This is a genomic window from Polyangium sorediatum (genome assembly GCF_029946465.1).
Classification (GTDB): domain Bacteria; phylum Myxococcota_A; class Polyangia; order Polyangiales; family Polyangiaceae; genus Polyangium; species Polyangium fumosum.
Genome location: NZ_JARZHI010000013.1, coordinates 150,105 through 169,319, shown reverse-complemented (window position 1 = coordinate 169,319; position 19,215 = coordinate 150,105). Strand labels below are relative to the sequence as shown.

Genomic DNA, 19,215 nt, shown 5'->3' with positions numbered 1-19,215 from the left:
GAGGTTCGTTCGTCATGCCATCGAGTAGGCCGGTCCGACGGGCATGGAGTAATGCACGTGGACGAGATGCCACGAGGCGCCCTGCTTTTCGAGGACCCAGCTCGCGCGAACGCCCCGGTAGAGCGTCCGCCGGCCATTCGCATCCATCACCATTTCGGCGTCGAACCGCGCGTTCACGGTCGCGGCGCGCCCGCCCGCGAAGACATGCACGTGCTGGTCGTACACGCGCAAGCCCGCGTCGCGGAGCGAGGCGCTGCCGCGCTTGTAATGACGCCGGATGGTCTCGGATCCGACGATCACGCTGTCGCCGACCGGGATGAGCACGGCCGTCTCGCTGTCGCTCCACAGGCTCCCGATGGCGCCTCCGTCGCGCTCCAGCATTCGTTCGAGCAGCTCCTCCATGAATGCGCGGACGGAGGCTTCGTCCACGGCCTCGGAAGGGACGGGCGCAGGATTCGAGAGCGCCGCCTCGATACGCGCGGCGAGGCCCGCGACGTTCTCCTCCGCGAGGATCGTGAAATGGTCGCCGGGCACGTGCACGGAGTGGAGACCCTGGAGGGTCTGGTCGAGATCGCCGGCGGGGCGCGGCGGCGATTGCTCAGCGATGAAGAGCGTCGCCGGGACGGCGAGCTGCCGGAGCGCATGGCGTTGCCACAGATCGAGGTGGTGCTCGGCGACGGCGACGTCGCCGTCCAGCGGCCGCGGAGGCGTGATGCCGGTCCGGCGGAGGTGCTCGCGGCCGATGTTGGGCGAGGCGAACACGTCGAGCAGGACGAGCTGCACCTCGTCCCCGCTCTGCGCGAGGCGCCTCGCCATTTCAATGGCGATCACGCCGCCGAACGACCAGCCGCCGAGGAGGTAGGGACCTTTCGGCGTGGCCTTGCGGAGCTCTTCCACATAGGCCGCGGCCAGCTCCCCGAGGCTACCGGGGCGGGCGGCGGGATCGTGGAGCATCGGCGACGGAATGCCATACACGGGCCTGTCCGGGGACAGCTCCCGCGCGAGCGCGTCATAACAAGCGACGCCGCCGCCGATGGGATGGACCAGGAAGAGCGGAGGCTTGTCCCCGCCGGGCGCGAGCGGGATCAGGCCGTTGGCCGAAGCCGTCGGCGGGTTTGGCATGGCGCGGAGGGCGATGGGGGCCGCAGGCGCGGCCGCGGCGTACGTATCGTCCCGGGACGACAGAAACCGCGCCATCCCGTGGACCGTTGGATCCTCGTTGAATTGCGAGACCTTCATTTCGTGGCCCGTCCTCGTTCGAATCTCCGCGAGCATCTGGATGGCGAGCAGCGAATCACCGCCGAGGTCGAAGAAGCTTGCTCGGGGGGGGACGCGGGAGAGGCCGAGCAAGCGCCGGAAGATGCCTTGCACGAGGATGTCGGCGTCGTCTCCGTCGGCCTCGGGGGCGTGCCTCGCGGCGTCGCCCTCGACCTTCGCGTGCGTATATCGTGCCGCGTCGTTCGAGGCCGCGGGCATGACGGCGGAGAGGCGCGCCGGGGGCGTGGGGGCGCTCGCTCGCTCGGCGATCAAAATGCCGTGGTCGGCCGTATCGTGTGCCCCGGTGTCCCCGGGCGCGCTGACGACGCGGGTGAATCCCGCCTGCTTCAGCGCGTGCTCCCAAAGCCCAAGGCCCATGGCGAGGGAGCCGCGCGCGGACGCGACGGTCCAATACCCCGGCGCGAGGCCCCAGATGAGCTCCCACCACGGATCCATGCGCGTGAACTCGACGAGCAGGAGCGTCCCGCCCGGCGCGGTGAGGTGGCGCAGGTTCTCGAGCACGGGCGCGAGATCGGGCACGACGTGCACCGCGTCGAGCCCGAGGACGAGGTCGTATTCACCGGACAACCCCTGCTCCTCGGGCGTCCGGCTCATGTCGAACGGGAATGCCGAGAGCCAGGAGATGCCGCGCCGCCGGGCCTCCTCCTCGGCGCGGTGAAGGAAGGAGCGGCCGATGTCGGTGAAGTGGTACTCGACGTCGGCGCCCTGGAGGCGCGCGACGAGTGGCCAGGTCAGGGTGCCATGCCCTGCGCCGACTTCGAGGATTCGAATCTTGCGATTGCCGCGGCGCTGGACGAGCTCCTGCACGAGCTGGCAGCAAAGCTCGATGGATACGTCGCGGCTGCCGGGCGGGCAATCGCGCATGCAGGCGCGGAAGAGCGAATCCGTCCCGTCGGGGTAGAGGACGCCGACCGGCTCCGTGCCTCCCGTCAGGGCCTCGTCGTAGTTTTCAACGCAATGCTCGACGAGGCGGACGAGACCGCCGAACCGGGAGAACTCGGATTGCAAACGTGCCACGTGCGCGGCCGAGCGTCCTGCCTGCGTGACGTCGAAACGAACCTCCCCGGCCGCGGTGCGCGACGCGAGCCCGCCGCGCTCCACGGTGCGCACGCAGAGATCGAGCATCGGCGCGAATTTCGGGAGGATGCCGGCGCGCTCCCGCAGGGCTTCGAGCGAGAAGACACGGCCGAGATCGGCGCCGAGGCGCCGGGCGAAGAAATCGAGGACCAGGCTCGCGCAGAGCGCCTCCAGCGCAGGGCGCAATCCCGGCTCGTCGTCGATGCCACGCGTGCCGAGCTCCCGCGCGATGCCGAGGGCCCGCTCCTCCAGCGTCGCGGGGCGCTCGGCTAGCGCGGCGCCGAGCGTGAAGCGCCGGCCCTCGAAGGGATAGGTGGGCAGCGGGACGCGACGCCGCTTTTCCGGTGCGTGGAACGCCTGCCAATCGATATCGACGCCGAGCTCCCACGCCCGACCGAGCGCGCGGAGCACCTCGGCGTGGGCGGGCACGTCGCGCCGGCGATATCCGGGCAGCGTGCCCAGGACCTCGATGTCACGCCCTGCGACGTGCGGATGCGCCTTGAGGAAAGAGCCCATCGTGCCCCCGGGCCCCACTTCGAGGAACACCGCAGAGGGCATATCGAGCAAGGTGCCGAGCCCCTCGGTCAAATGCACGGCGTTGCAGAGGTGATCCGCCCAGAAATCGGGGCTCGTGGCCTGCTCGGGCGTGAGAAACGTTCCGGTCAGGTTGGATACGATCGGAATCGCAGGCGGTTTGCGGAAGGCGGCCGCCACGGCGTCCCGGAAGGTTTGTCGGATGGCCGCCATCGCCGGCGAATGGGACGCACGCGAGACGCGGACGCCCGTCGTCTCGAATCCGGCCGCTTCGAGCCGCGCGCGCGTGGCGTCGATGGAGGCGGTGGGGCCCGAGAGCACGACGGCGTTTGGCGCGTACGTCCCGATGACGAGATCCGCGGGGAGGTAGGGCTCGATGGCGGCGGCGTCGCCGAAGACCGTCAGCATGCCGCCCGGGGGCGTCTCGTCCATGAGGCGCCCGCGCTCCGCGACGAGCGAGAGCGCATCGCGGAGCGAGAAGACGCTCGCGAGGCAAGCGGCCACGTATTCGCCGACGCTGTGCCCCAGCATGGCCGCGGGTCGAACGCCCCAGGCCTGGAGGAGCGCGGCGAGGGCATATTGCACCACGAAAAGGAGGGGCTGGGCAGCGCGCATCTCGTCGAGCTTGCGCTCGTGCTCGGGCAGGCGTTCGAGGAGGAGCGGCCTCAGATCGAGGCCCGCGTCCCTGGACAGGTGCGCGATGCAGGTGTCGATCGTGGCACGGAAGACGGGCTCGGCGTCATAGAGCGCGCGGGCCATGCCGAGGTATTGCGCGCCGTGGCCCGGGAAAAGGAAGACCACGGGGCGCGCGCGGGACGCCGCGATCGGGGCGCGCGCTTGCCGCTCCGCGAGTTGTTGCGCGGTGGCCTCCTTGTCATGGCAAACGATCGTCGCGCGAAACCGCCGCTGCGTGCGTCCGACGGCGAGGGAAAACCCGACGTCGGCGAGGTCGAGGTCCGGATGGCGCGCGAGGTGCTCGCCGAGCCTGCGCCGGGCCTCCGCGAGCGCGGTCTCCGTGTTCGCGGAGAGGCAAAGGAGCGCCGTCGGGCGGCGGCTCGGGGTGATTTCGACGGGTGGCGGCTCTTCCAGGACCACGTGCACGTTCGTCCCGCCAAGCCCGAGGGCATTGACGGCCGCGCGGCGCGGGCCCTTCGTCCGCGGAAACGGTCGGGGCGCGTCGGGCAGGAAAAACGGGCTGCGCGCGAGGTCGAGCAGCGGGTTCGGGGCCCGGAGGTTCGGCAGCGGCGGGATGACCCCGTGTTCGAGCGCGAGCGCCGCCTTGACGAGGCTCGCCCCGCCCGCGGCGGCGTCGAGGTGACCCAGGTTCGCCTTGAGCGAGCCGAGCGCGCAAACCCCTCGATGATCCGTGGAATGCCGGTAGACCCGCGCGAGCGCGTGGACCTCCGTGGGATCCCCGAGGCGCGTGCCCGTGCCGTGGGCTTCGACGAACCCGATCGTTCGTGGATCGATGCCGGCCGTGCTTAGGGCCTGCTCGACGACCCGCGCGACGCCGTCTTCGCTCGGCGCGGTGAAGCCGAGTTTTTCGCCGCCGTCATTGTTCATGGCCGAGGCGAGGAGGACGGCGTGAATCGTGTCGCCGTCGGCGAGCGCGTCGGCGAGGCGCTTGAGGACGACGATCACGGCGCCGCTCGAAGGCACCATGCCGCTCGCGCCCTCGTCGAAGGGGCGGCAATGGCCGTCGCTGGCAAAGACGCCGCCCTCGGCCCAGAGATATCCGCGATCGCCGTCCCGGAGCGAGGCCAAGGAGACGCCGCCGGCGAGGGCCACGTCGCATTCGCCGGCGAGCAAGCTCTGGCGCGCGAGGTGGACGGCCGAGAGCGACGTCGAGCACGCCGTCTGCACGGTGATCGCCGGGCCGCGGAGGCCGAGCTTGAAGGCGACCCGCGTGGCCAGGAAATCGTGCATGTTGAGCGTCTGCGCGCGGAACGCATTCGCCGAGCGGCCCTCCTCGCGGATCACGTCGGCGACCGGGCCGAGCCAGTGCAATGGCGCGCCCATGCCCCCGAAGACCCCGATCCGGCCCGAGAAACGTGTCGGATCGCAGGAGGCATGTTCGAGCGCCTCGTGGGCGCATTCGAGGAAGATCCGTTGTTGCGGGTCCAGGAAGGCCGCGTCCGCGTCGCTGTATCCGAAGAACGCGGCGTCGAAGCGATCCGCATCTTCGAGCACACCCTCGACCGGGACGAACTCCGCTTTGCGAACGCGCTTCGGATCCGCGCCGGCCGCGATCAAGGACGCAGGATCGAACCTGCGGACGGTCTCGCGCCCGGAGTGAACCACGTCCCAGAGCTCGTCCGCATCACGGACCCCCGGGGCGCGGATCGCCATGCCGACGATCGCAAGGGCCCGCGCGCGCGCCGGCTCCTCGGCGGCGGCCTCGCGTGGCGTGGCGGGGTCGTGACGGGAGGCCACGCGCAAGGTGGCGAGGTGCCCGGCGAGGAGGCGGATCGTCGGCATACGCATCAACGTCACGACGTCGATATCGACCCCGAGCTCGGCCGCGAGGGCGCTCTGCACACGCGCGAGGGAGAGGGAATGGCCGCCGGCCTCGAAAAAAGGCACGTCGATGTCGATTTCGGCGACGCCCAGGACCGCACGCCAGATGGCCGCGATGCGGGCCGTCAGGTCCGCAGGGGACGTGGTCGTCGCGGCCGCCGGCGCCGCAGGCTGCGGAGCCGGCGCGGGAGGCGGCGGCGCCGGGAGCCGCCCGCGATCGATCTTGCCATTGAGGTTCGTGGGCATCGATTCGAGGACGACGAAGCTCGCCGGCACCATGTACTCCGGCAGGCGCTCGCGGAGGTATTTGCCGAGCTCGCGCCCGAGGTCCTCGTGCGCGCCTCCGCGCGGATGCACGTAGGCGACGAGGCGGGCCTCCCCCTGGATCTTCCGCAGCTCGACCGCGGCCAGGTTCACGGCCGGGTGATTGCCGAGTGCGGCTTCGATCTCGCCGAGCTCGATGCGGTAGCCGCGCAGCTTGATCTGCCGGTCGACCCGCCCGAGGTAGTCGAGGTGGCCGTCGGGGCGCCATTTCACCCGATCCCCCGTGCGATAGAGCCGTGCGCCCGCCGTCCCATCCCCTTTCACGAACGCGGCCGCGCTGAGGTCGGGGCGATTCAAATAGCCTCGCGCCACCCCGGTTCCGCCGATGCAAAGCTCGCCGGGGACGCCCACGGGGACGGGGCGCCCGCGCTCGTCGAGGACATGGACCGCGACGTGCGGGAAGGGGCGCCCGATGGCAGGTTTTCCCGTGCCGGCGAGGTAGTGCGCGGCGACGGCGGCGACCGTGGCTTCGGTCGGGCCGTAGACATTGAACAAGCGCCGCCCGGGTGCCCAGCGCGCCGCGATCTCCTCGGGCAATGCCTCGCCCGCCGTGATGAGCGTCTGCAGCGCAGGAAGCTCCTCGTGCGGCAGGACGGCGAGCACGGACGGGGTCGTCTCGAAGGCGTGGATGTCTTTTTCCCGGAGGAACCGCGCGAGCGCCGGGCCCGGCAGGGTGCTCTCCTTGTCCGCGAGCACGAGCGTCGCGCCGGCGGACCAGGTGAGCGTGTAATCGCCGACCGATCCATCAAACGTGAGCGGGAAGAGCTGCAGGACACGCGTGCCCACGCCGAGGCCGAAATACGCCGCCTCCGACCGGGCGAGGTCGCCGAGGCCGCGGCGCTCGACGAGCACGCCTTTCGGCCGGCCCGTGGAGCCGGACGTATAGATGACGTACGCGAGGTGGTTCGGCCCTGCCATCGGCGGGGGCGCCGCCCGGGGGAAAGCGGCGATTTCGGGGGCGTCGGCGTCGAGCCGCAAGAGGGAGACGCCGGCCGGGAGCACGCCTGCGCGGCTCGTATTCGTGAGCACGAGGCGCGCCTGGGCGTCCTCCAGGAAGAACGAGAGGCGTTCGCGCGGGGAATCCGGGTCGAGGGGGACATACGCGCCGCCCGCTTTGAAGACGCCGAGGAGGGCGATGTAGGCATCGATCGAGCGATCGAAGCAAAGCCCGACGAGCGTCTCCGGGCCGACGCCGCGCGCGCGCAGCGCATGCGCGAGCTGGTTCGCGCGCGCGTCGACCTCGGCATAGGTGAGCTGCGTGTCGCCGTGCTCCAGGGCGATCGCCGAGGGCGTGCGCGCCGCGTGGGCCGCGAAGATTTGCTCCAGGCTTTCGCGCGCGTCGTTCTCGGCGGGCAACACGGCCGGCCCCTGCCACGTGATCAACTGCCGCCGCTCGGCCTCGGTCGAGAGCGGGAGATCCCCGAGCCGCTGCGCCGGATCCCGGGCAATGCCTTCGAGCAGCGTCCGGTAATGGCTCGCCATGCGCTCGATGGTGGCGGCGGAAAAGAGGTCGGTCTGGTATTCGATGTGGCCGACGAGGCCCTGCGGGCGTTGATGAAGCTCCAGATAAAGATCGAGCTTCGCGGTGCCGATGTCGATCCGGCCCGAGCTCCAGGACGGCGCCTCGGTCACCGGCGGGAGCGGCGGCATGAGCAGGAAGCCGGTATCGTACAGGGGGTTTCTGTCCAGCGGGCGCGGGCCGTCGAGCAAAGCGAGGAGCCGGTCTGCGGGGACGTCCTGGTGCTCGCGCGCCCCGCGGAGCGACTCGCCCACGCGCGGCAAGAGCTGCTCGAACGGGAGGGCGCCGTCGAGCTGGGTGCGCAGGACGAGGTTGTTGTTGAAATACCCGAGGAGGGATTCGAATTCGGGGCGTGGGCGCCCCGCCGCGGCCGAGCCGACCACGATGTCGCCCTTGCGCGTGTACCGGAAAAGGAGCGTCTTCCACGCGGCGAGCAGCGTCGTGAACAGGGTGACGCCGGCGCGATGGCCGATCTCGCGGAGCTTCGCCGCGAGCTCCGCCGAGAGCTCCACCTTCATGCGCGCGCCGTTTCCCGTGGGCCGGGCCGGGCGCGGATGATCGAGGGGGAAATCCAGCTCCGTCACGCCCGCGAGCTGCTTGCGCCAATACGCGAGCTTCGGGGCGAGCTCGTCCTCCGTGAGCCAGCGCCGTTGCCAGGCGGCAAAGTCCGCGAGATGGAAGGCGGGCTCCCGCAAAGGCGAGGGCTGCTTGCGGGAGAAGGCCGCGTAAAGCGCGCGGAGCTCCGGCAGGAAGACCCCAAAAAAGGAGACGCCGTCGGCGATGATGTGATGCGCGGTCACGCAGAGCCGCGTGTCGTCGTCGGCGAGGTGCAAAAGGAGGGCGCGCACGAGCGGGCCTTCGCCGAGGTCGAAGGGCCTCCGCGCGTCGATGCGGGCGAGGCGCAGCGCCTCGGCCTCGCGCTCCTCGGGCGGCAGCATCGTCAAATCGAGCACGGGCAGGGCGAAAGGCCGCAGCGGCCGGATGTGCTGCATCGGCTGGCCGCCTTCCTCCACGAAGACGGTGCGCCACGCCTCGTGCCGGCGGGTGATCTCGGTCAAGGCGCGGGCGAGCACCGCGGCGTCCATGGGCTCGCGCATCTGCACGAGGATCGGCTCGTTGTAGACGGGCGTCTCCGGGAACATCTGCCCGACGAGCCACAAGCGCTGCTGCGCGAACGTCGCAGGCAAGAGGCCGCCGCGCGGGACCTTCGTGACCGCGGGGCCCGGGAGATCGGTCGTTTCGCGGGCGCGCTTTTCCTTCGAATCGGCCCGCGCCGGCGCCTGGAGGGGACGGGCCGAGGCGCGAGGCTCGCGCGTGCTCGGCAGGGCCCCGCCCGCCATTTCATGGGAAACGGCGCCGACACCCCCCGCAAAGCCGTCGCACGAGATCGCCTCGGTGCGCGAGCCGGGGTTCCGATCGCTGGATGGAATGGGCATACCACTCCCCAGAACGGGGTCGAAGGTCTTGCTGTTCATCGGCCCTCCCGCCCCCCGTCGCGAACAAAAATCTATCGTCGATCCTGTTTGTCCAGCAAATACGTAAATTCCGCAAGACGGATGGCACGATTTCCACGCCGATTTCGTCAGCTATCGATGTCCAGATCCGCCCAACGTGACCTTACGAAAGCACGCGACTGCACATTGGGGGCCATCGATGTAAAGGAAGTCACAGGCTCGTCGACGGAGCGACACAATGCCTGGAGCGACAGCACAATGAAGGGGGTCCGTTATGGCTGTGAAATTGTGCGTTCGAAAGATCCGCATTGGCCCAAAGCATTGACCCGCTCGCCTGGCTGCTACCTGGCCCGTCGGCGCGGGAGCGCATGGGGCCCCTGCCGATAGAGGGCGCTCGGCTCCACGTGAGACGGGAGGCATGGACCCAAGGGAACGCCCGCGAACGAAGGGACGGCTCGCCCGCTGGTTTTCCACGCGTTTCGGGCGGTCACGCTCGACCCACGTGGAGCCTGTGCCCCCAAGCGAGGGCCCCGGAGAAGGGCACGACGCCGCGCTGGCCGACCTCCTGCGCAGCGCGCGGCCGGAGATCGTCGAAGCGTGGGAGCGAGCCGCCCGGCAGATACCGGCCGGGCGGGATCTCCCGCGTCCGCACCTCATCGATCACATCCCCACCATGCTGGAAGAGATCGCCGACATGGTCGACGCGCCCCGGGCCGGTCGGATCCCCAAGCCCCCGTCCGAGACTGCCCAGGCCCACGCGGACGAGCGACTGGAGGAGGGATTCGATCTCGCCTCCGTCGTCGCCGAATACGCGCTCTTGAGGTCGACGATCACGCGGTCGCTCTGGCAAAAGCAAAACCTGCCCGGCGGCCCCGAGGCGTTCCTGACCCTCCACCAGGCCATCGACGCGGCCGTCGTCGCGGCCGTCGAGCGCTACACGCGCGCCCGCGACCGGGGCGCGGGGGAGAGCCGCGCCGAGCTCGAACGTGTCCTCGCCCAGGTCGACATCGAGAGGCTGCGCTTCCGCGATCTCGTGAACAACCTGGATCACGTCGTCGTATGGGAGGCCGACGCGCAGTCGCTCCGGTTTTCGTTCGTGAGTGAGCGGGCCACGCCCGTGACCGGTATGACGCCGGCCGAATGGATGAGCGTGCCCGATTTCTGGGGCACCCATGTCCCCCCCGCGGAGCTCGTTCGGCTCCTCGTGCTGTTCCGCCGTTGCCTCGAAGCACAGACCGACGAGCGCCTGGACCACCGTTTCCTGCGGCCGGACGGTCGTGTCCTCTGGGTCCACACCGGCGTGCATGGGACCGAGCGCGCGGGCGCGCCGATGTTCCAGGGGGTGACCATCGACATCACCGAGCTGCGGGAGTCCATCCAGGCGCGCGAGCAGATCCTCGAAATCGTGTCCCACGACCTGCGCAATCCGCTCAGCGTGATCACGATGAACCTGGAGCTCTTGGCCCGGAGGGCGCCGCCGGGCGACGCCGGGGCCGAGCTCCGGCAACGCGCGGAGACGACGTTGCGCCACGCGCGGCAGATGGCGCGGATCATCGGGGACCTCGTGGACCTCGCGGCCGTGTCGGCCAAGCGCCTCTCGGTGGCGCGCAAGCCCGAGGATCCACGCAGGATCGCGCAGGAAGCCGTGGCGAGCTTCGAGGGGCGGGCAAACGAGAAGGGCCTCGCCTTGCGGAGCGAGGTCGTTGGAGAGTCGCCGCGGGTGCTTTGTGATCACGATCGGGTGATCCAGATCCTCGGCAACCTGCTCGGCAACGCGATCAGCGCGACGGACCCAGGCGGATCCGTGGTCGTGCGCGTGGAAGCCCGCGAGGACGAGGTGGTCTTTTCGGTCGCGGATACGGGCCGCGGGATCCCCGCGGAGCACCTGCCGAACCTGTTCAAGCCGTACTGGCGGGGCGACGCGAGCGCCTACAGGGGCACCGGGCTCGGGCTCGCCATCTCGCAGGGCCTCGTGGCCGCGCAGGGCGGGCAGATATGGGTTGAGAGCGAGCTCGGCCGGGGGACGACGTTCTCGTTCGTGCTCCCCGTCGACCGGAGCTAGATCGCAGCGGGGGTCGGTTACAGCGCGGAGGTCACGCTGCAATAATCAACGACGGTCTGGGTGCCGTCCTTGTTCTGGAACGCATACGCAAGCCCGTCGCCGATCACGGCCGTGATCGTGACCGGGGTGAAGCGGCCGCTGCCGTCGTCTGGCACCACGAGCACCTTGTCGCCGACCTTGTGCGTGCGCCCGACGTCGATCGCCTTCACGTCGGAGGCCGCGACGCGCAGCGCCGATTGAAGCCAGGCATGTCGCTCGTCGATACGCACGAGCACGCCGGGCGCGTAGAGCTTCTCGTCCGGGGTCCGTTTGAAAGCGACGGGCGCGCCGAAACCGAGCTTGCCGTCGAGCGGCAAAACCTGGTCGAGGTCGAACGTGTATTCTTCGGGCTCATTGTGGAGGCCGAGGATCGCGACCTTGACCAGGTCCGGCGATGTCGACGTCACGCGGCCGCATAACGTGGTCCTTTCGTCGAGAGCCTGGTCGGGCACGAGCACGGGCGCGCCTTTCGCGAGGGATCGGGCGGGCAACGCCGGACGGGTGAACGCGCCGGGGATCGAAAATTCAGGCGCGTCGTCCGGGCCTTTGAGCACGTTCTTCGTGCCCTCGCTACGCACGAACTGGTAAATGCTGATCGTCCACGACTCCCCGGGCCCGATCGACCAGGCGTATCGGGTCGGGATCGCCATCACGATCCCCGGATCGTCGCTTGCGGAGACGCGGACGGGCGCGCCGTCGCCGGCCTTTGCCGTGTCCGTCGGCGCGCCGCCTTCGGGCGATTTCACGGGGGCGGCCGGGGCCGTGGTGCACGCGACGGCAAAAGGCAGGGCGCACAAGAAGAGCGTCTTGGCGAGAGAATGCCGCATGCGGCGGCATGATACGCAGAACCGCGTTTCAGGGAGCAGAATTCGTCCACGTCACGGGGGAGGGAATCGTCCAGGAGCTAGAACCGTTCGGCGCTCTAGCACTTCGTAAGGAGCACCTCCGCGGTGCACGTGTGCTCGTCGAGGGCCGCTTCGAGGAGGCGGGGGAGGCCTCCGCGCTGGCCCTCGCGCGCTGCCCGCTCGACGTCGGCCGAGCGGCGCGAGAGGCGCAAGGCGCCGAGCATGCCGGCGCTGCCCTTGAGGTTGTGCGCGAGGCGCTCGAGCGTACGGAGATCCCCCGCCACGAACGCAGCGCCCATGTCCTCCAGGTTGCGCCGCGAATCCCGGACGAAATCGCCCACCAGCGTCGCGAGCGGGTTGTCCTCGTCGAGGGATGCGACGAGCCGGATCCGTTCGAAAGCCTCCTCGTCGAGGACGGGCTCGTCCGGCAGGCGCACGGCCGGCAATCGCGCGGTCGAGAGTGGCCTCGGCCGGCCGAGGGCCGAGCGGGTCAGCGCGGCGACGAGCTCCTCGATACGAATGGGCTTGGCGACGAAATCGTCCATGCCCGCCGCGAGGCACTCCTTCTTGTCCTCCTGCATCGCGTTCGCCGTCATCGCGATCACGCGCGGTTTGCCCTGGAGCGGGCCCTCTGCGCGGAGGCGGCGGGTCGCTTCGAGGCCGTCCATTTCCGGCATCTGGACGTCCATGAGGACGACGTCGTATTCCTTGCGCCTGACGGCCTCGAGGACCTCGAGGCCGTTCGCCGCGATGTCCACGCGATACCCGAGCCGCTGGAGCAAGAGGCTCGCGACCTTCTGGTTCACGACGTTGTCCTCGGCGAGGAGGATCCGCAGCGGATGCCGCTCGCCGAGCGTCGGATCGATCCCGAGGGCCCGCGGGGCGCGCGAGGGCCGCACGACCGATTGCGAGAGCACGCGCATGATCGCGTCGAAGAGGCTCGATTGCTTGATGGGCTTCGAAAGGCACGTGGCCCCGAGCTCCGCCGCCTCCCGATGCGTGGCGAGGTCGCTCGACGTGAGCAGGAGGAAAGGCAGCTCCGCGAGCCGAGGATCCCGGCGAATCGCGGCGCCGAGCTCGAAGCCGCTCATCCCCGGCATGGAGACGTCGAGGAGGGCGAGGGCGAACGGGAAGGGGTCGTCGGGCTTTCGCCCCGCGGCGCGGCGCCGGAGAAGGTCGAGGGCCTCGGCGCCGGACGCGGCGACCTTGGGCGTCAAGCCAAACGCCCGCGTCTGCTCGGCGAGGATGCGCCGGTTCGTGGCGCTGTCGTCGACGATGAGGATGTGCCGGCCCGCGAGGTCCGGGCCGGCGAGAGCGAGGGCGTCCGCGAGGTCCCGCCCCACGTCGGGCGCGGGGCTCGTCGTGATCGTGAAATGGAACGTCGTGCCGACGCCCTCCTCGCTCTCGACCTGGATCCGCCCGTGCATGAGCTCGACGATGCGCTTGCAGATCGCGAGGCCGAGCCCGGTCCCGCCGTACTTGCGCGAGATCGAAGCGTCGACCTGGGAGAACGATTGAAAGAGCCGCCCGAGGCGATCTCTGGGGATGCCGATGCCGGTGTCGCGCACGGCGACATGGAGCACGAGCTTGCCGGGGGGCGCGGGCGCGTCTGCGGGGGCGACCTCGATGAGGACCTCCCCGGCGGACGTGAACTTCACCGCGTTGCCGAGCAGGTTCACGAGGACCTGCCGGAGCCGCGTCACGTCGCCGAAGATGCCGGGCGGCGTGCGCGGGTCGATGAAGGCGCCGAGCTCGAGGCCCTTCTTGCGTGCCGCGATCGTCACGAGGTCGAGGGCCTCCTCCACGCAGGGCCGCAGCGCGAAGGGCTGCTCTTCGAGGTCCATCAGGCCCGCCTCGATCTTCGAGAAATCGAGGATGTCGTTGATGATGGTGAGCAGCGCCTCGCCGCTCTGGCGGATCGTCTCGACGACGTCGCGCTGGTCCTCGTCGAGCGGGGTGTCGAGCAGGAGCCCCGTCATCCCGAGGACGGCGTTCATCGGCGTCCGGATCTCGTGGCTCATCGTCGCGAGGAACCGCGACTTCGCCGCGTTGGCGAGGTCCGCCTCCCGGCGCGCAGCTTCGAGCGCGGCGTTTTTCGCTTCGAGCTCCTCGCTGGCGAGATGCTGCGCGGTGACGTCGATGAAGAGCCAGAGCCGGCCGCGGTGCTCGCGTTCGCCCGTCGCCGTGCTGGAGATGCTGAGCACGCGGCGCGGCGGCCCCGCGAAGACCCACCGCGCGTCGCGCAGCTCGCCGTCCCGCTGGTTCATCACGGCGAGCGCGCTTTGCCGGAGGCCCGCGCGGTCCTCGGCGCGGCTCCAGAGGCCGGCCATCGATCGCGCCACGCGGGCCGGCTCGTGTGAGCCCTTGGGCAGGCCGAGGAGCGCCGCCGCGGCCCCGTTCACCCACGCCTCGGAGCCGCGATCGTCCACGAAGACGAGGCCATGCGGCAGGGTCTGGAAGACGGTGTCGAAGCGGGTCGACACCGCGGAGGCGAGCTCCGCCTTCTGCAGGTACAGCGCGAGCAGGTGCAGGAGGGGCAGGAACGTGACGAGGGCGCGCTGCTCCTCGGCCGAGAAGGGCGTGTCCTCGCGACGAACGAGCGCGAGGCCGCCCACCTCGTCGCCGGAGGACCAGGGCAGGACCACGAGGCGGCCCCGGAGGCTCCGCGGCAGCCCCATCTCGGAGGTCACGACGGCGTCGAAGACCGGCCGCGCCGATTCGAGCGCGCCGGCGAAGATCGCGGCGTGTGTCATGCCGTCGGGGAGCAGGCCCGCCGGGGCGCTCGCGAGCGCGAGGGCCGTCACGGGGTCGATCCGGCGGAGCGCGAGGACCGCGTCGACGTGGAAGCGCTCATGGAGCACGGCGAGGACGCGGGGGAGAGCCGCGTCCGGATCCCCGGCGCCGAGCGCGGCGAGCAGGGCTTCGGGCGTGCTCGTACCCATCAGGCGGAGGCGGCGAACGAGAGGATCGCGCGTGTCACCTGCTCGGGAGCGCTCCAGTGCGGCAGGTGGCCGGTGGCGTCGAGCACCTGGAGCTCCGCGCGGGGGATGTGGTCCGCGAGATACGTGCCGACCGACATGGGCACGGCGATGTCCGCCTGCGATTGGAGCACGAGCGTCGGGAGCGTGAGCTTGGGCAGGTCTCCGCGGTGGTCGGACTCGAAGGTGATGCGGGCGACGGTGAGCGCGATGTCCGGCCGCAGCGCCCCCAGGCTGGCGGCGAAGTCCCGGGCGAGATCGGGTTGGTCGGGGTTGCCCGTCACGAGGGGGGCGAACCCGCTGGCCCAGGCGTGGAAGTTCGTCTGCATCGCGCGGTAGAGCCCGTCGAGTTTGGCGCGCGTGAAGCCACCTTCGTACCCCTCGTCGTCGAGGTAACGGGGCGAGGCGCCGAGCAGGACGAGCTTGCGGAAGCGGCTCGGCTCCTCCACGGCGGCGAGCAGGCCGATCATCCCGCTCATGGAGTGGCCGACGTAGACCACGTCCTCCAGGGCGAGCTCCTCCAGCAGGAGGAGCAGGTCCATCGCGTAGCTGCGCAGGCTCTGGTAGCGGCGCGGGCTGTAGGCGGTGAGATCCGAGCGCCCCGCGCCCATGTGATCGAAGAGCAGGACGCGGTGCTGTTCGGCGAGCGTGGGCGCTTGATGGCGCCACGCCGTTTGATCTGTCCCGAAGCCGTGGGCGAGGACGATCGTGGTTTCACCTGCGCCGAGGAAGCGCGCGTTGTGCTGCCGCGAGAAAGGGGTCGGTTCCATGCAGGGCTCCCACCGTCGAGGGTACGAGCCCTCTCGGCGGAAGGGAATGGCCCCGTGCTACGTCAAAAAACCAGCGCGATCGCGAGGGCCTCTTCGATGTTGTGGATCGGCTGCTTGTTCACGAAGACCGGCGCGTACGTGGCGCTGACCTTCACGACGAGCGGCGGCGCGATCCACCATTCGAGCTTGGCCGTGGCCTCGGGCGCGAGGGGAAAGCCGAGTGCTTCCTCGGTGCCCGCGTCGGGGGTCGTCTCGAAGTTCGCGTCGACGAGCTTCTGGCTCGCGGAGAAGCGGCCGATGCGCACGGCGGCACCGAACACGAGGGCGATGGGCCAGTCGAGCTCGCGCAGGCGGAAATTGATGCCCGGCGCGACCGAGAGCTGCGCGAAGTCGGGCGCGCCCGCGTTCGGGTCGATGGCGGTCTGGAAGCGGGCGACGACCGGGATCGAGAAATGCGGGCCGAGGTGCAGCTCGAGCGCGGCGCGGGGGTAGATGCCCGGGACGAAGCCGCCTTGGCCGACGACCTGGTAGACGCCGGCGCCGGCCTCGATGTGGAAGCCGATCCCGGCCAGGCCGTACTTGGGCTTGAGCCGCCGCGGATCTTCATCGTCGGCGCGGGCCGCGCTCGAAAGGAGCAGCGTGGCGGCGCACAGGAGCGAGAGGAAGCCGGCTTTTCCCAGGCAAACGCCGCGTCGCATGTTGATTTTGTAACGAGTGCAGCCTCTCCGCGTCAAGGCGCGAACGCCGGAAGCACGTGTTTTACGGAAGGACGCCCCGGCGTGACACACGGGTCCTGGTGCAGGGTGTCGCTCCGCCTTGTCGCGCTCCTCAAGCCGACGGCGCGCCGCCGGCGCGCATGGCCATGAACTTGTCCCGGAGTTCGTGGAGCTCTTTGCGCTGGCGGTTGAGCTCCACGCTGGTTTCCCCCGGGGGCCGCAAGGGTTCGTTGCACGCTTGGAGCTTTTGCTCGATCTCGGCGATCCACGGCTCGACCACGGCGAGCCCCGCCTCGGGTTCGTTGCTCCTCAGGCAGGCCTGCACATACATCTCTGGATACATCCAGCTCTTGTCTTGGCCTACACGGACGAACGCGTCCCAAGCGTCTCGGCACGCTTGGAAGGGCGCGTGGAGACTGCAAGCTGCCATGAGGATCGCCTCGGCGGTACTTGCCCTCATGTCGAGTACACACGCCTCGAACGCCTCGCCTTCGCCCGCGCGCGCCACGAATTCCGCCTCGACCCGTCGGTAACCGGCCGAGATGTCGGCGAAGCTCCGATTTTTCGAGTCTCTGAAGGTCTTGTAAGCGGCGCGGTGCGCTTTCCAGAACGCGTCGTAAAGCGCGTCGGCCTGCTCTTCTTCAGGCGTCATCGGGGGGGCTGCCTCGTCCTCGCGGCGGGTCTCTAGCCACGGGACAACCTCGCCCCGCTTCTGGGCCTCGAGCACGTCCCGGAGGTTCCCCAATTGCTCGAGTTCGTTTTCGTAAAAGTGTGCGGGGTACTCCGTCCCCGTCCCCTTCGCTTCCTCGAACAGCCGTTCGAGCTTCCTGATGAGCGGCTCGAGCACCACGAGCCCCTCGTCGGGCCGCTCGTCATACGCGCAGCAGTCCGCGTAACGCCACGATGTGTTGCACTCGATATCGATGCCCGAGAAGCCGAGGCGAACCAGATCGTTCCACGCCTCGCGGCAGACCTCGAAGGGGGGATGCTTGTCATGGGCTAGCAACAGGATGGTTTCAGCGATGCGCCGCCTCGTCTCGGTCACGTCGAATTCGTCGTCACCTGCGCGTTTCACGAACTCCGCCTCGAGCTTGCGGAAGTCTTCCACGGTATCGGCGAAGCTCCGGCCTGGCTTCAGCGACTCGACCAAGAGCTTGCCGTGCGCCTTCACAAAAGCAAGCTCTTCCCCTTCCATTTTTCTGCCGCGCTTCAGTCGTCCCATTCGTCATGTCCCTGATACAAACAGGATTGCCCTGTGCCGATTTGTCTGGGCCACTTTTTATTGTTGTTGCATATCGATAGGCACGTACCACAGAGCGATTCTTTTTGATGATTACCATCTTCGTCTCCTGTGATATCGTCCATGCACTTCTCATAATGCGTCGTACAGCTCCGACGCTTCCTCCTCTTCGCAAGCGCCTCCGCCGCCCCCGCCGCGACCGTGGCCGTGACCGTCACGCCGACGGCGATGGCGAAGGCCTCGATGATGACCTCGGTGAAGACGACCGTGACGACCACGACGACAGTCACGACCTCCCCGATCGGCCCCCGCTCCGGCATCCCCTGCCCGTTCGCTGCTGCGGGCCTACGCAACAGGCCCCTCGCAAGGACATCCTCGGGCAGCGTCATGCCTCGCAGGGCGATCCGCATGCAACCCCCGACGTCCGGATTGGGCTGGCCCGTCGTCTCCACCTCCACGACACGACCTTCCTGGTCGACCTTTATCGAGGCGTCGAGCGTGTAATATCCGGGCTCGATGGTGCCGCTGAGCTCATCCACACACGCCCTGAGGCGCTCTGCGGTGGCTTCAGGCACGCGCGGCCGGTCATCGGGCGCCGGAGGGCGGTAGATCCTCGCCGACGAGCAGCCAAGCGGCATGAGCGAGAGCGTCAGGCCACTGAGAAGGCCCAGGGCGAGGAGGGGTCGCCCACGCGGACGTCGCATTTCCTGCATCAGAGCAGAAACGCCGAACGCTTGTCAATGCAGCGCGCGTCGCGTGCTAGCCCTGCTCGCCGCCCCCGCGCATAGCCATGAACTTGTCCCGGAGTTCGTGGAGCTCTTTGCGCTGGCGGTTGAGCTCCACGCTGGTTTCCCCCGGGGGCCGCAAGGGTTCGTTGCACGCTTGGAGCTTTCGCTCGATCTCGGCGATCCACGGCTCGACCACGGTGAGCCCCGCCTCGGGTTCGTTGCTCTCGAGGCAAGTCTCCACGTACATCGTGGGATACATCCAGCTCTTGTCCTTGCCCACGCGGACGAACTCGTCCCAGGCGTCTCGGCACGCTTGGAAGGGCGCGCGGAGTTCACAAGCTGCCCTGAGGATCTCCTCGGCGGTCCTTGCCTTGATAGCGCCAACGCAATCCTCGAACGCCTCGCCTTCGCCCGCGCGCGCCACGAATTCCGCCTCGACCCGTCGATAGCCGGCCGAGATGTCGGCGAAGCTCCGATTTTTTGAGTCTCTGAAGGCCTTGTAAGCGGCGCGGTGCGCCTTCCAGAACTCGTCGTAGAGCGCGTCGGCCTCCTCTTCTTCGGGGGTGATCGGGGGGGCTGCCTCGTCCTCGCGGCGGGTCTCCAGCCAGGGGATGACCTCGCCCCGTTTCTGGGCAAGGAGCGCGTCCCGGAGGTTCCCCAAACGCTCCAGCTCGTTTTCGTAAAGGCGCGCGGGGTACTCCACCCCGCTCCCCTTCGTTTCCTCGAGCAGCCTCTCGAGCTTCGCGAGCAGCGGCTCGAGCACCACGAGCCCCTCGTCGGGCCGCTCGTCGTATGCGCAGCCATCGGCGTAAAACCAGGACATCGAGCACTCGAGGTCGATGCCCGAGAAGCCGAGGCGAACCAGATCGTTCCACGCCTCACGGCACGCGTCGAAGGGGGGACGCTTGTCATGGACTAGCAACAGGATGGTTTCAGCGATGCGCCGTCTCGTTTCGCGCACATCAAATTCGTCATCGCCTGCGCGCTCCACGAACTCGGCCTCGAGCTTACGGAAGTCAAGGGCGGCCTCGGCGAAGGTGCGGGTTCGCTGTAGCGACTTGATCAAGAGCTTGCTGTGCGCCTGCACGAACACACGCTCCTCCGGGGTCATGGTTCTCTTGGGGTTCAGTTGTT

The 19,215-nt window shown here is 69.2% G+C and carries 9 protein-coding genes; 1 reads left to right on the top strand and 8 read right to left on the bottom strand.

Features of this window, described 5'->3' with window-relative positions; all coding sequences use genetic code 11:
• Nucleotides 1-12: 12 nt before the first annotated feature.
• Nucleotides 13-8,724 carry a non-ribosomal peptide synthetase/type I polyketide synthase gene (locus tag QHF89_RS17605; RefSeq protein WP_136969265.1) on the bottom strand — a complete coding sequence of 2,904 codons (8,712 nt, stop codon included), beginning with the start codon at nt 8,722-8,724 and terminating at the stop codon, nt 13-15.
• Between the two features lie 481 nt (nt 8,725-9,205).
• On the opposite strand from QHF89_RS17605, the gene QHF89_RS17600 reads away from it, so the two are divergent.
• Nucleotides 9,206-10,765: an ATP-binding protein gene (locus tag QHF89_RS17600; protein ID WP_284720617.1), complete on the top strand. Its 1,560-nt coding sequence runs from the start codon at nt 9,206-9,208 to the stop codon at nt 10,763-10,765.
• A gap of 17 nt (nt 10,766-10,782) precedes the next feature.
• Here QHF89_RS17600 and QHF89_RS17595 read toward each other — a convergent pair whose 3' ends face one another.
• The 7 genes from QHF89_RS17595 to QHF89_RS17565 all read right to left on the bottom strand — a co-directional run bounded on the left by QHF89_RS17595 (nt 10,783) and on the right by QHF89_RS17565 (nt 19,192).
• On the bottom strand, nt 10,783-11,631 hold the full coding sequence (locus tag QHF89_RS17595; RefSeq protein ID WP_136969267.1) for a hypothetical protein: 849 nt from the start codon (nt 11,629-11,631) through the stop codon (nt 10,783-10,785).
• A gap of 95 nt (nt 11,632-11,726) precedes the next feature.
• Entirely contained in the window at nt 11,727-14,591 is a 2,865-nt protein-coding gene (locus QHF89_RS17590) for a hybrid sensor histidine kinase/response regulator (RefSeq protein WP_136969268.1), read from the bottom strand.
• Nucleotides 14,591-15,397, bottom strand: coding sequence for an alpha/beta fold hydrolase (locus QHF89_RS17585; RefSeq protein ID WP_136969269.1), 807 nt, complete (start codon nt 15,395-15,397; stop codon nt 14,591-14,593). The genes QHF89_RS17590 and QHF89_RS17585 overlap by 1 nt, the downstream gene beginning before the upstream one ends.
• Before the next feature lie 62 nt (nt 15,398-15,459).
• Complete coding sequence (locus tag QHF89_RS17580) at nt 15,460-16,095, bottom strand: hypothetical protein (protein ID WP_284720616.1); 636 nt, start codon at nt 16,093-16,095, stop codon at nt 15,460-15,462.
• Nucleotides 16,096-16,225: 130 nt separating this feature from the next.
• The gene (locus tag QHF89_RS17575) at nt 16,226-17,335 is read right to left on the bottom strand and encodes a hypothetical protein (protein ID WP_136969270.1); all 1,110 of its coding nucleotides are present in this window, start codon (nt 17,333-17,335) and stop codon (nt 16,226-16,228) included.
• A complete protein-coding gene (locus tag QHF89_RS17570) occupies nt 17,323-17,928 on the bottom strand; it encodes a hypothetical protein (protein ID WP_136969271.1) in 606 nt (201 codons plus the stop codon). Before QHF89_RS17570 ends, QHF89_RS17575 begins: the two co-directional genes overlap by 13 nt.
• 184 nt (nt 17,929-18,112) lie before the next feature.
• Nucleotides 18,113-19,192, bottom strand: a complete 1,080-nt coding sequence (locus QHF89_RS17565) for a hypothetical protein (RefSeq protein ID WP_136969272.1) — start codon at nt 19,190-19,192, stop codon at nt 18,113-18,115.
• Between the last annotated feature and the right edge of the window lie 23 nt (nt 19,193-19,215).

What these genes read in the sequence shown, in the direction of transcription:
- QHF89_RS17575 (WP_136969270.1), bottom strand. Translation starts at nt 17,335, where the DNA reads ATGGGACGACTGAAGCGCGGCAGAAAAATGGAAGGGGAAGAGCTTGCT.
- QHF89_RS17585 (WP_136969269.1), bottom strand. Translation starts at nt 15,397, where the DNA reads ATGGAACCGACCCCTTTCTCGCGGCAGCACAACGCGCGCTTCCTCGGC.
- QHF89_RS17590 (WP_136969268.1), bottom strand. Translation starts at nt 14,591, where the DNA reads ATGGGTACGAGCACGCCCGAAGCCCTGCTCGCCGCGCTCGGCGCCGGG.
- QHF89_RS17605 (WP_136969265.1), bottom strand. Translation starts at nt 8,724, where the DNA reads ATGAACAGCAAGACCTTCGACCCCGTTCTGGGGAGTGGTATGCCCATT.
- QHF89_RS17595 (WP_136969267.1), bottom strand. Translation starts at nt 11,631, where the DNA reads ATGCGGCATTCTCTCGCCAAGACGCTCTTCTTGTGCGCCCTGCCTTTT.
- QHF89_RS17580 (WP_284720616.1), bottom strand. Translation starts at nt 16,095, where the DNA reads ATGCGACGCGGCGTTTGCCTGGGAAAAGCCGGCTTCCTCTCGCTCCTG.
- QHF89_RS17565 (WP_136969272.1), bottom strand. Translation starts at nt 19,192, where the DNA reads ATGACCCCGGAGGAGCGTGTGTTCGTGCAGGCGCACAGCAAGCTCTTG.